The sequence below is a fragment of the Streptomyces sp. NPDC048257 genome, assembly GCF_043201855.1.
Classification (GTDB): Bacteria; Actinomycetota; Actinomycetes; order Streptomycetales; family Streptomycetaceae; genus Streptomyces.
Window position 1 is genome coordinate 33,931 of record NZ_JBICZI010000004.1, and the last position, 11,613, is coordinate 45,543.

9 protein-coding genes are annotated in these 11,613 nt (G+C 72.9%); 3 read left to right on the forward strand and 6 right to left on the reverse strand.

Annotated features, from left to right (window positions below; genetic code table 11):
- Positions 1-131 precede the first annotated feature (131 nt).
- Both ACGFZK_RS10780 and ACGFZK_RS10785 read right to left on the reverse strand, forming a co-directional pair.
- Positions 132-3,041: a putative bifunctional diguanylate cyclase/phosphodiesterase gene (locus ACGFZK_RS10780; RefSeq protein WP_393848533.1), complete on the reverse strand. Its 2,910-nt coding sequence runs from the start codon at positions 3,039-3,041 to the stop codon at positions 132-134.
- Between the two features lie 273 nt (positions 3,042-3,314).
- Entirely contained in the window at positions 3,315-4,262 is a 948-nt protein-coding gene (locus ACGFZK_RS10785; protein WP_393848534.1) for a 2-hydroxyacid dehydrogenase, read from the reverse strand.
- A gap of 73 nt (positions 4,263-4,335) precedes the next feature.
- On the opposite strand from ACGFZK_RS10785, the gene ACGFZK_RS10790 reads away from it, so the two are divergent.
- The 3 genes from ACGFZK_RS10790 (at position 4,336) to ACGFZK_RS10800 (ending at position 6,905) form a co-directional block, all read left to right on the forward strand.
- Positions 4,336-5,343 carry an aldo/keto reductase gene (locus ACGFZK_RS10790; protein WP_393848535.1) on the forward strand — a complete coding sequence of 336 codons (1,008 nt, stop codon included), beginning with the start codon at positions 4,336-4,338 and terminating at the stop codon, positions 5,341-5,343.
- A 104-nt stretch (positions 5,344-5,447) separates the two neighbouring features.
- Entirely contained in the window at positions 5,448-6,683 is a 1,236-nt protein-coding gene (locus ACGFZK_RS10795; RefSeq protein WP_393848536.1) for a PQQ-dependent sugar dehydrogenase, read from the forward strand.
- Positions 6,684-6,713: 30 nt separating this feature from the next.
- The gene (locus tag ACGFZK_RS10800; RefSeq protein ID WP_393848537.1) at positions 6,714-6,905 is read left to right on the forward strand and encodes a DUF6191 domain-containing protein; all 192 of its coding nucleotides are present in this window, start codon (positions 6,714-6,716) and stop codon (positions 6,903-6,905) included.
- On the opposite strand, the gene ACGFZK_RS10805 is transcribed toward ACGFZK_RS10800, so the two are convergent.
- The 4 genes from ACGFZK_RS10805 to ACGFZK_RS10820 all read right to left on the reverse strand — a co-directional run bounded on the left by ACGFZK_RS10805 (position 6,868) and on the right by ACGFZK_RS10820 (position 11,603).
- Positions 6,868-9,930 (reverse strand): AAA family ATPase, encoded by a 3,063-nt coding sequence (locus ACGFZK_RS10805; protein ID WP_393848926.1) that lies wholly within the window; start codon positions 9,928-9,930, stop codon positions 6,868-6,870. The two genes, ACGFZK_RS10800 and ACGFZK_RS10805, sit on opposite strands and share 38 nt — an antisense overlap.
- Before the next feature lie 59 nt (positions 9,931-9,989).
- Positions 9,990-10,172, reverse strand: coding sequence for a hypothetical protein (locus ACGFZK_RS10810; protein WP_393848538.1), 183 nt, complete (start codon positions 10,170-10,172; stop codon positions 9,990-9,992).
- Between the two features lie 167 nt (positions 10,173-10,339).
- Positions 10,340-10,942 (reverse strand): hypothetical protein, encoded by a 603-nt coding sequence (locus ACGFZK_RS10815; RefSeq protein ID WP_393848539.1) that lies wholly within the window; start codon positions 10,940-10,942, stop codon positions 10,340-10,342.
- Positions 10,943-11,048: 106 nt separating this feature from the next.
- A complete protein-coding gene (locus tag ACGFZK_RS10820) occupies positions 11,049-11,603 on the reverse strand; it encodes a GNAT family N-acetyltransferase (protein ID WP_393848540.1) in 555 nt (184 codons plus the stop codon).
- Positions 11,604-11,613: the final 10 nt, after the last annotated feature.

Consider the following 11,613-nt stretch of genomic DNA (forward strand, 5'->3'; position numbering starts at 1 on the left):
AGGCAAGCGAGGGGAGCGCGTCGGGGGTGTTGAGCAGGGACATGCAGGTCCCGGCTTCAGCCGACGCGCTTTCCAAGTACGAGAATTCGGGTGCGCATGGCACTGACCCTCCCTCTGGCGGGAGGGTGATGTCAAGTAGGTGGGACGGGCGTCTCATTATGTGAGCCTCTACGAAGGGCCATCGAGCCCCCGGGGGAGCCGCCGGCCAGTGCTGGTTGGGCCGCTCCGCCCGGTACTGGGAACGTACCGCGCACCAGCGCACGGCGCAGCCTGTACTCGTCCAGCGGGCCGGAAAAGGCCATTCCCTGGCCGTGCGTGCACCCCATCGCGCGCAGCGCCAGGACCTGCTCGGGCAGGTCCACCCCATCGGCGACGGAGCGCATGCCCAGGTCGTTTGCGATCCGCAAGAGACCGGCGGTGATCTTGTGCAGACGGGCGGACTCGGCCACCCCCTCCACCAGGCCCCGGTCCAGCTTGAGCATGTCCACGGGGAGGCGGCGCAGGGCGCTGATGGCCGCGTAGCCGCTGCCGAAGCCGTCCAGGGAGATACCCACCCCGAGTCGGTGCAGGGCCGTCAGGCGTCGCTCCAGGTCGTCGAAGGGCACTCTGGGGTCGGATACGGCGAGCTCCAGCACCAGCGCCCCGGACGGCAGCCCGTGCCGGGTCAGCAGCGCCTCCACGGAGCCGAGCGGCATGGACCGGTCCAGGAGCCGCTGGGCGGTCATCCGTACGGCCACCGGTACGTCGTGCCCGGCCCGGTGCCGGTCGGCAGCCTGCTCCACGGCCTCTTCCAGCAGCCAGCGCCCCAGCTCGGCGGTGCGGGCGGCGTCCGCTCCGGCGGGGGCGCCGGAGCCGCCCGCCCCACCGGCTCCGCCCCCACCGCCCTCGCTGTACTCGGCGACCCGGAGGAACTCCGCCGGGGTGAAGAGGATCCCCTGGGCGGAGCGCCAGCGGGCTTGCGCGGCGACGGCCGACACCTCGCCGGTGGCCAGGGAGACCACGGGCTGGTGCAGCAGGGCGAACTCTCCCTCGTGCAGTGCGGTCCGCAGCCGGCCCGCCAGCTCGGCCTTGCGCACCACCTCCGCCTGCATCTGCGGGGCGTACATCTCGACGCGGTCCTTGCCCCCGGCCTTGGCCCGGTACATCGCGAGATCCGCGTTGCGCATCAGGTCCGAAGGGGTGATGCCGGGGTCGGCGAAGGCGACGCCGATGCTCGCGGCGACCCGTACCTCGCTGCCGCCGATCCGGTACGGCTGGGAGAGGGTGGCGCGCAGCCGGTCGGCGATGTCGCGCGCCTGGTACTCGCGGGCGCTGGGGTCGCGGTTGCCGTCGCCCAGGATCAGCGCGGCGAACTCGTCGCCGCCGAGGCGGGCCGCGGTGTCCCCGGCCCGGACCGAGTCCTGGAGCCTGCGCGCGGCCTCGACGAGCAGCTCGTCTCCGGCCTGGTGGCCGATGGTGTCGTTGACCGCCTTGAAGCCGTCGAGGTCGATGAAGAGCACGGCGGTGCTTCGGTCGCCCGCGCGCCGGCCGGTCAGGGCCTGGCGCACGCGCCGGGTGAACAGGGCCCGGTTGGGCAGGTCGGTCAGCGGATCGTGTTCGGCGCTGTGCTGGAGCTGGGCCTGGAGCCGGACGCGCTCGGTGACGTCCCGGCTGTTGAGGATGAGCCCGCCCTGGTGCCGGTTGACGGTGGACTCCACGTTGAGCCACTCGCCGCCGCCGGACTTGAAGCGGCACTCGATGCGGGTGGTGGGCTCCTCGGTCGGCGGTGCGGCGAGGAAGCGGCGTACCTCGTGGACCACCCGGCCGAGGTCGTCGGGGTGGATCAGGGTGGCGAGCTCACTGCCGACCAGCTCCTCCGCCTCGCGGCCGTAGACCCCGGCGGCGGCGGGACTGACGTAGCGCAGCGTGCCGGTGGGCGCGGCGATCATGATGACGTCGCTGGAGCCCTGGACCAGGGAGCGGAAGTGGTTCTCCTTCTGGGCCAGTTCCTGGGTCAGCGCAATGTTGTCGAGGAGCATGATGCCCTGCCGGATGACGAGGGCGAGGACGACGGTGCAGCCGGTGAAGACGACCATCCGGTCCACCTTCCGGCCGTCCACGACGTTGTAGAGGATGCCGAGGGTGCACACGGCGGCCGCGAGGTACGGGGTGAGCGCGGGCAGCGAGCCGGTGATCGGGCGGCTGTGCGGCCGGTCCTGGCGCGGGCGCCCGGCCGGCTCGGGGCCCGGGTGGAGGCGCCGGGCGCCCCAGGGCGCGTACGCGAGCAGCAGCGAGCCGGCGAACCAGCCGGCGTCGAGCAGCTGTCCGGACTGGTACTCGGCACTGAGCAGGGGCGAGGTGAACAGGGCGTCGCTGAGCACGGTCAGGGCCAGCGCCGCGATGGCGGTGTTGACGGCGGAGCGGTTGGTCTCGCTGCGCCGGAAGTGCAGGACCAGGACCATTGAGACGAGCGCGATGTCCAGGAGCGGGTAGGCGAGGGAGAGCGCGGCGCGCGGGACGCTGCCGGGGGCGCCGGACTGGGCGGTCCGCGCCGCGTGGGCCAGGGCCAGGCTCCAGGAGAGGGTGAGCAGGGAGCCGCCGATGAGCCAGGAGTCGAGTCCGAGACACACCCAGCCGGCGCGGGTGACGGGGCGTTTGGCGAGGACGAGCAGACCCACGATGGCGGGAGGTGCGAAGCAGAGGAAGGCGAAGTCGGCGACCGAGGGTTTCGGCACCTCCTCGCCGAGGATCACCTCGTACCAGCCCCAGACCGCGTTGCCGCCGGCGCCCATGAGGGAGGAGAAGGCGAAGAGCAGCCAGGCGGGGCGTTCACGGCTGTCGATCGCCCTCGCGTAGGTGTAGCAGGAGACCGCGGCCAGCAGGCCGGCCGCGCTGAGCCCGAAGTCGCCCATGATCTCGGCGACTTCCTCCGAGCCCCAGTTGAGGGCGGCGCCGACGGCGTACCCGCCGCTGACCACCGCGAGGAGCAGCTGCATCGCCAGGCCCTTGCCTGCGCCCGAGACGGACGGCCGGTCCAGGAGCGCCGCCCCCGGGGTACTCACCGGTCCCCCTCGCTGGCTGGTTCCGGCGCACCGCATCGTCGCCTTCGGCGGCTGTGCCGCATCGGATCCTTCGTCCATTGGCCGTGCATCGCCCGTCGCCCCCCAAAGTGTCCGATCACTCCCCAGCGCCAGACGTTCGTGGCGCAGCCCCTTCTTCCGGACGATACACCACTTTCGTCACTCAGGGACATAGTTCCTCTACGCTCCGTTACCGAGCGGGGAGTTGGACACACCGAGCGCATTCGGGTGACTGCGGAGCGTGCGCACCGCGCGTCACTCGGTGATCAACACCGTGTGGTCCACGGGCTCTCCGGCCGCGAACCGCGTGAGCTGGCGGGCCAGCAGGCGCTTGGCCCTGGGCTCGAACGCCGAGCTGCTGCCCCCGACATGAGGCGTGATCAGGACATTCGGAGCATGCCAGAGGGGATGGCCGGAGGGCAGCGGTTCCGGGTCGGTGACGTCGAGTGCCGCGCGCAGCCGGCCCGACTCGACCTCTGCCAGCAGGGACTTGGTGTCGACGACGGGGCCGCGCGCCACGTTCACCAGCAGGGCGCCGTCCTTCATCCGGCCGAGGAAGTCGGCGCCGACCAGGCCCCGGGTGGCGTCGGTCAGCGGTGTCACGAGGATCACCACGTCGGCCTGCGGCAGGAGCCCGGGCAGGTCGGCCAGGGCGTGGACGGGCCCGCGTCCGGTGGTCCGCGCCGTCCGCGCCACCCGTGCGATCCGCCCGCATTCGAAGGCCGCGAGCCGGTCCTCGATGGCGGAGCCGATCGATCCGTAACCGATGATCAGAACCGACTTGTCGGCGAGGGCGTCGTAGAACCCGGATCGCCACTCCTCCCGGTCCTGGCCACGGACCATGCCGGGGATGCCGCGCAGGGAGGCGAGGGTCAGCGTGAGGGCGAGTTCGGCGGTGCTGGCCGTGTGGACTCCGACGGCGTTGCACAGCCGAACGCCGGGCCGCAGGTCGCCGAGGCCGCCCAGTACGTGGTCGATCCCGGCGGTCAGGGTCTGGACGACCCGGACGGCGGGCATGGCCGCCAGCGGGCGCACGGTGACCTCGGCGGACTTCATGTAGGGGGTCACGTAGAAGACGCAGTCGGCCGGATCGGCCGGGAAGGTGTCCTCGCCGTCCCACAGGCGGTACCGGAAGGAGTCGGGGAGGCCCTCGATCTCCTCGGCGGGGAACGGGAGCCAGACGTCCGGGGTCATTGCAGTCATGATCACGAGGCTATGCCAAGGCATCCGGATCAAGCCGTTACTTTGAGGGCCGGAGCGGGAGGGGGACGCAGGGGTGGAGCGCAGGGCGATCGGGGCGGGGGCGCTGAGCGTGGGCGCCATCGGCCTCGGCTGTATGCCGATGAGCTGGGCGTACGCGCCTTCGCGGCGGCGGGGACAGGAGTCGCTGGCCGCCGTGCACACGGCACTGGACCTGGGGTCGAACCTGCTGGACACGGCCGATGTGTACGGGCCGTTCACCAATGAGCTGCTCCTGGGCCGGGTGCTGCGGGAGCGGCGGTCCGAGGCTTTCGTCTCGGCCAAGGTGGGACTGCGGGCGGGTGACCAGCACGTGGTCGCCGACGGGCGGCCCGGCTATCTGCGGCGGGCCTGCGACGCCTCGCTGCGGCGGCTGCGGACCGACGTCATAGACCTCTACCAGCTGCACCGGGTGGATCCGGAGGTGCCCGTGGAGGAGACCTGGGGAGCCATGGCGGAGCTGGTGGGCGCGGGCAAGGTGCGGGCGCTCGGTTTCTGCGCGCTGGGTGCCGGGGCCGGGCCGGGGGCGGGGCGCAGCGGGGACCGGGGGTACCGCACGACCCTGCGGCACCTGGAGCGGCTGCAGCAGGTGTTCCCGGTGAGCGCGGTGCAGGCGGAGCTGTCGGTGTGGTCGCCGGAGGCGGCCTGGCAGCTGCTGCCGTGGTGCGCGGCGCGCGGGGTGGGGTTCCTGGCGGCGATGCCGTTGGGCAGCGGGTTCCTCACGGGGACCCTCACGCCCGGCGAGGGCTTCGAGCCGCAGGACGTGCGGGCCCGGCATCCGCGGTTCACGGCGGAGGCGATGGCGTCGAACCAGGTGCTGCTGGCGGGGCTGCGGCAGGTGGCGCGGCGGCACGGGCCGCAGGTCACGGTCGCACAGGTGGCGCTGGCGTGGGTGCTGGCGCAGGGGCCGCAGGTGGTTCCGGTGCCGGGGGCCGACCGGGCGCCCTGGGCGGCGGAGAACGCGCGGGCCGCGGAGGTGCGGCTGTCGGCCGCGGACCTGGCCGAGATCGCGGACCTCCCGGTCGAGGTGGGAGCCTGGGACTGACCCTCAACCACTCGATCGAGTGTACGAGTGGTGGAACTTCGCGAACTGCCGGAGCTGTTGAGAGAGATGAAAGGCAGGATCGGAGGACCGGAAGGAGCAGGGCGATGCGATACGGAAGTTCTCCCGGGCGGGTGGGGTCGGAGGGCGCGGGCGGGCGGCGCCGGAATGTGCTGGCGGCGCTGGCGCTGGCCGGCTGCGGAGCCCTGCTGGCGGCGGGATGCGCGCCGGAGGGTGCCCCGGGCGCGGGGGCGGGCTCCTCTCCACCGGGCACGGCGGCGGCCGGCTCGGGGTCACCAGGTCCGTCGGGGAGACCGTCGGCCTCACCGGAGGCCACCGGCCCGGCGGCGAAGGGCACCGTGACGGTGACCGGTGAGGTCGCCAAGGGGCTGGAGTCGCCGTGGGGTGTGGCGCCACTGCCCGACGGAGACCTGCTGGTCGCCTCGCGGGACAAGGGGACGATCAGCAGGGTCGCGGCGGGCTCGGGCGAGGTGACGCAGATCGGCAGGGTGCCGGGGGTGGCCCCGGGCGGGGAGGGCGGGCTGATGGGCCTCGCCCTGTCGCCAGGCTTCGCTTCGGACCGGCTGGTGTACGTCTACTTCACGACCGAGTCCGACAACCGCATCGCCCGGCTGCGGTACGACGAGCAGAGACCTCCCGGACAGCAACTGGGCGCGCCGGACACGGTGTTCCGGGGCATTCCCAAGGGACTCGTCCACAACGGCGGCCGGATCGCCTTCGGCCCGGACAAGATGCTCTACGCGGGGACGGGCGAGACCGGCGACAAGGGGCTCGCGCAGGACAAGAAGTCGCTGGGCGGCAAGATCCTGCGGATGACCCCGGACGGGGATCCGGTGCACGGCAATCCGGAGGCTGATTCCGTCGTCTACTCCTACGGGCACCGCAATGTGCAGGGCCTTGCCTGGGACAAGGACAAGCGGCTGTGGGCGGCCGAGTTCGGCCAGAACACCTGGGACGAGCTGAATCTGATCGAGCCCGGCGCCAACTACGGCTGGCCCGAGGCCGAGGGGAAGGCGGCCAAGCCCGGCTTCCGGGATCCGGTGGCCGTGTGGAAGACGGACGAGGCCTCGCCGAGCGGGATCGCCTGGGCGGAGGGTTCGGTGTGGATGGCCGGGCTCAAGGGCAACCGGCTGTGGCGGATCCCGCTGACCGGCACCGGGCTCGCGGCGGAGCCCGAGGCCTTCCTGGAGGGCGAGTACGGCCGGCTGCGGACGGTGGTGGCCCTCGGCGGGGACCGCATGCTGCTGGTCACGAGCGAGACGGACGGACGGGGCTCGCCGGAGGCGGGCGACGACAGGATCCTGACCCTGACGGTGCGGTGATCAGCATGTCCCCGGCAGGGGGCGGAGGGCGTGGTGGGCGCGGTGTTCAACATGATCGAGGAGCTGTTCAACCCGGGAAGCAAGCACACGGACGAGGAGAAGAAGCGGCTGGAACTGTCCCGGACCGACGTCAATGACAACGATCCGGGACGGGGTCCGATAGACCTCGACTCCGGCAAGGTGCTCATACGCCTGGAGGAGCAGCCTCCGGACGGGGGCTGACCGGGGAGGGCGCGGCGAAGAGGCGCAGCCGGTGAGCGAGGGCGGCCGCCTCGCCGCGGCCGGTAACGCCCAACTTCGCCAGGATGTTCGAGACGTGCACGCTCGCCGTCTTCGGGGAGATGAAGAGCTCCTCGGCGATCTTCCGGTTGGTGCTGCCGGCCGCCACCAGGCGCAGTACGTCCCGCTCGCGGCTGGTCAGCCCGAGGGCCTCGACCGGGTCGGTCTCCGGTACGGGCGCTACCGCGGCCGTGTCGGAGTCGATCAGGGGGATCCGGGCGCGCTGGGCCAGCAGGGCCAGGTCCTCGCGCAGCCTGCGTGCGCCGATCCGCTCGGCGGTGGCGTAGGCCTCGCGGAGCAGGCCGGCCGCGGGCCCCCGGTCACCGGCGGCCAGCAGGGCCTCCGCGAGCCGGTGGCAGGCCCTGGCCAGCAGGTACGGGCGCTCCAGTGGGCGGACGGCGTGCTCCACGGCGGTCCAGTCGGCGGGGGTGTCCCGGGCCTCGGCCCGGAGCAGCTCGGCCCGGACGTACTCGGCATGGGCGGTCCACACCGGGACCGGGGTGGCGAGCGAGCGGGCGGCGGTGCGCAGCACGTCCAGGGCGGCGTCCCGGCCGGCCTCGGCGGCCGGGAGCCCCCGGGCGTCGGCCTCCGCGGTGGCGGCCGCGAGCAGCAGCGGCCAGGCGTAGCGGTGCTGCCCGAGCGGGAATCCGTAGGCGGCGGCTGAGGACATCTCGGTGCGGACGTCGGCGATCCGGCCCTCCCCCGCGGCCACTCCGATCGCAAGGCGGTACAGCGGTATCCGGTGCTGGGGCTGGGTCTCGTGGGTGCCGAAGTGGGTGTGGGCGGCGGCGAGCTGGTGGGCCGCCTCGGTCAACTCGCCACGGGCCAGGGCCAGGTAGGCGAGGCGCGCCGAGGCGGAGCCGCGCGGGGCCGCGCTCTGGCCCACCAGCAGGGTGCGCCGGGCCGCCGCGGCGGCCTCGTCCCAGCGGCCGAGGCTGTAGAGGCTCTCGGCCATGTTCCCGCAGACCCAGGCCTCGCTGTCCAGGAGCCGGGACTTGCGGACCAGTTCGGCCCCTTGTTCGGCCAGTTCCACGGCTTCGCGGGACCGGCCCATGCTTTCCAGCTGAGAGGTGAGATTGATATGCGCACGCCCTGCCAGCATCGTGAGCCCGAGTTTCGTGGCCCGTTTCCCGACCGCGTGCATCTCGGCGAGGCCGCCCGGGCCGTCGCCGGAGTCGGTGAGCAGAGAGCCGACCGTGATCCGGGCGTTCAGCTCGGTCTCCTCGGCGCCGACCATCCGCGCGTACTCAACGGCGCGTTCGGCGGCGGCGAGATTGCCGGGGCCCGGCTTGTGGAGCATGCCCCAGCTCGCGGCCCGGACCAGGACCTCGGCGTGCACCTGGGACGGGGGCAGCCCCCGGACGAGGTCCTGCGCCTTGGCGATCTCCTCCCAGCCGTCGCCGCGCCCGAGGCTGGCGATCAGCCGGGAGCGCTCGGTCCAGAACCAGGCGGCCCGCAGCGGGTCGCGGTCGTCCTCCAGCAGGCGCAGCGCCGTCTTCGTGATCTTCAGGGCGCGATCGCGCTCGCCGCCGTAGCGCGCCGCGACCGTCGCCTCGGCCAGCAGGTCGAGCCGCTGGAGCGGGGTGGTGGCCGGGTCGCAGCCGCACGGCGGGTACACGTCGGTGTAGTCCGCCGGGCGAAGCGCCTCGCGGACGTCCTCCGGGGCGCTGTCCCACAGGTCCATGGCCCGCTCCAGCAGGCTCAGCTGCTCGGAGTAGGCGTGCCGGCGGCGGGCCGCCACGGAGGCGGCCAGTACGGCGGGCAGCGCCCGGGCGGGATCGTTGGCGTGGTACCAGTAACTGGCCAGCCGGATGACCCGTTCCTCGGCGCGGACCAGCGACCCGTCGCTCTCCATGGCCTCGGCGTAGCGGCGGTTGACGCGGGCCCGCTCGCCGGGCAGCAGGTCGTCGCTGACGGCCTCGCGGACCAGCGAGTGCCGGAAGCGGTAGCCGTCGCCGTCGGGGGTGGCGAGCAGGATGTTGGCCCCGACCGCGGCTCTCAGAGCCTCGATCAGCTCGTCCTCGGTGAGCCCGGCGACGGCGCGCAGCAGCGGGTACTCGACGGTGGAGCCGCCCTCGGCGACGATCCGCACCAGGCCCTGGGTCTCGTCGGGGAGCACCTCGACCCGGACGAGGAGCAGGTCGCGCAGGGATTCGGTGAGTCCGGTGCGGCAGCCGCTCTCCTTGGAGGCCACGAGTTCCTCGACGAAGAAGGCGTTGCCGTCCGAGCGGTCGAAGACGGAGTCCACGAAGTCCTCGTCGGGCTGCGCGGCGAGGATGCCGGCGAGCTGGCGGCGCACCTCGGCCCGGTTGAAGCGGGACAGCTCGATGCGGCGGACGGTGCGGAGCCGGTCGAGTTCGGCGAGGAGCGGGCGCAGGGGGTGGCGCCGGTGCACGTCGTCCGCGCGGTAGGTGGCGACGATGACGAGCCGGCCGCTGCCGAGGGTGCGGAAGAGGTAGGAGAGCAGGTGCCGGGTGGAGGTGTCCGCCCAGTGCAGGTCCTCCAGGACGAGGACGACGGTGCGTTCGGCGGCGAGGCGCTCCAGCATCCGGGCCGTCAGTTCGAAGAGCCGGGCGGTGCTCTCCTCGTCGTGCGGGCCGCGCGGGGTCTCGCCGAGCTCGGGGAGGATGCGGGCGAGTTCGTCCTCCTGGCCGGCGGCAGCGGAGGCGAGCTCCTCGGGCAGCAGGCGGTGCAGGGTGCGCAGGGCCGTCGAGAACGGGGCGAAGGGAAGTCCCTCCGCCCCGATCTCCACACAGCCTCCGACGGCGACGACGGCGCCGCGGCGGTCCGCCTCGCAGAGGAACTCCTCGGTGAGGCGGGTCTTGCCGACTCCGGCCTCTCCCCCGATGAGCATCGCCTGCGGCTCCCGGCCCGCTGCGCGGGTCAGTGCGTCGGTGAGTACGGCCAGTTCGTCGGCTCGGCCGACGAACACCGGGCTGACAGATCTGGTCTCCACGCCGCCGAGCATCGCACAGGCGTCCTGCCCGGCGGCACTCGCCACCGGAGCACTTCTCATCACCTGTCAGTTCACGCGGTGTGTGGCGCGGAGCGGGTGAACCGGTTCCGGAACGCTCTCACCGGCCTTCGGGCTTCGTGGTTCGGCGAGGAGGCGCGGTGCGCCTTCCCGGCCGCCCGGGCCGTGCGGTACTCGGCGGCCTCGCGCATGAGGTCGGCGCTGCGGACGGCGGTGGCGATCTCGTACTCGAACATCTCGTACTCCCTGGTCGCGTTTCTCGGGCACCTCGTTCGGTGTGATCCAAGATTCGCGTCCCAGGGGGTACCGGCACATCGGTCGCATGCCGCATCTGCCGGGGGCGGGTCGCCTTAGTCCGGGGCCGGGGAGCCCCGGGGAGGTCCGTGAGGACCTAAGGCACTGCCTAGGCGCCCGGCGTGGCCGCCTGGGGGATGGCGAGGAGGAGGTCGAAGTACATGAGGACGAAGAGCAGGACGCCGAGGGCGCCCAGTCCGATGGCCGCCCAGGAGACGGACCGCACCCAGGTGGGAAGGGTGGGCTCGGGGCTGCTGAAGGCGGGGAGCGCCAGCACGAAGGTGGCGATGATCAGGGCGAGGGCGGAGAAGATCCCGTTCACCATCGCGGTGCTGTGCCACGGGTCGACGAACTGGGCGGCGATCTGCGCGTTGGCGTCGGCGGCCTGGCTCAGCTCGAGGCGGGCGGCGACGCTCGCGCGCTCGGACACGATGCCCGCGACCCAGCTTCCGCTGAGGGCGACGACGCCGAGCCCGGCGGCGACGATCGCGGAGGCAGCGGATCCGACGTGGCCGGGCTCCTCGTTCTCGGCCTGGTCCTCGGCGAACGCCTCGTCGTCCAGGTCCGTGTCGGTGTCCGTGTCGGTGACCTCGTCGGTGACCGCGGAGTCGGCTTCGGCCGCGGCGGGCCGGGGGGTCTCGGCCTTGGTGAGGTCGGCCGGGGTGGTGTCCGCCTCGGAGGCGTTCGGGGCGGGGGTCTTCTCGGTGTCCATGCGGGGCACCGTAGGCGCCCTGTCTGAGATTTTGCTGAGAATCCGCAGGTTGTGGCTCGGGCGGGCCCCGCGGTCTGCGGGGCCCGTCGCCGGACACTCCCGGGAGCTACGCGGACCGGGTCGCGGCCCACTCGTGGGCGAGGATCGACCAGACCTCGGTGTCCTGGCGGACTCCGTGGTGGAGGTGGTTCTCCCGCATGACGCCCTCGCGGGTCATCCCGAGGCGCGCGGCCACGGCGAGGCTCTTCTTGTTGCCGGAGGCGGCGTGCCACTCGATGCGGTGCATGCCGCGCTCGCCGAAGGCGTAGTCGATCAGGACCCGGCAGGCCTTGGTCACCAGACCGCGGCCGGCCGCGTCGGGCTCCAGCCAGCAGCCGATCTCGCAGTTGCCGGTCCCGGCCGCGAACGCGGGGAAGAGAACCCCGCCCACGAGGGTGCCGTCGAGCCGGATGCCGAAGAACCGGGCGCCGTCCTCCCCGGCCGTCGCCGCGTACTTGGCCAGCAGGGCCCGGGCGGAGTCGAGGTCGCAGGCCCGGTCCGGGAAGCCGACGTACTGGCCTATGAACTCACGTCCGCGCTCGATGTGCGCGAAGAACTCCTGGGCGTGCCGGGCCTCCAGCGGGAACAGCTGGGCCCCTTCGGCGAGGTCTATCGAGAACATCCTGGGTCTT

Bases quoted from the DNA above. Each gene is read 5' to 3' on its own strand.
- ACGFZK_RS10785 (WP_393848534.1), bottom strand. From the start codon at position 4,262: ATGACTGCAATGACCCCGGACGTCTGGCTCCCGTTCCCCGCCGAGGAG.
- ACGFZK_RS10795 (WP_393848536.1), top strand. From the start codon at position 5,448: ATGCGATACGGAAGTTCTCCCGGGCGGGTGGGGTCGGAGGGCGCGGGC.
- ACGFZK_RS10805 (WP_393848926.1), bottom strand. From the start codon at position 9,930: ATGCTCGGCGGCGTGGAGACCAGATCTGTCAGCCCGGTGTTCGTCGGC.
- ACGFZK_RS10810 (WP_393848538.1), bottom strand. From the start codon at position 10,172: ATGTTCGAGTACGAGATCGCCACCGCCGTCCGCAGCGCCGACCTCATG.
- ACGFZK_RS10815 (WP_393848539.1), bottom strand. From the start codon at position 10,942: ATGGACACCGAGAAGACCCCCGCCCCGAACGCCTCCGAGGCGGACACC.
- ACGFZK_RS10820 (WP_393848540.1), bottom strand. From the start codon at position 11,603: ATGTTCTCGATAGACCTCGCCGAAGGGGCCCAGCTGTTCCCGCTGGAG.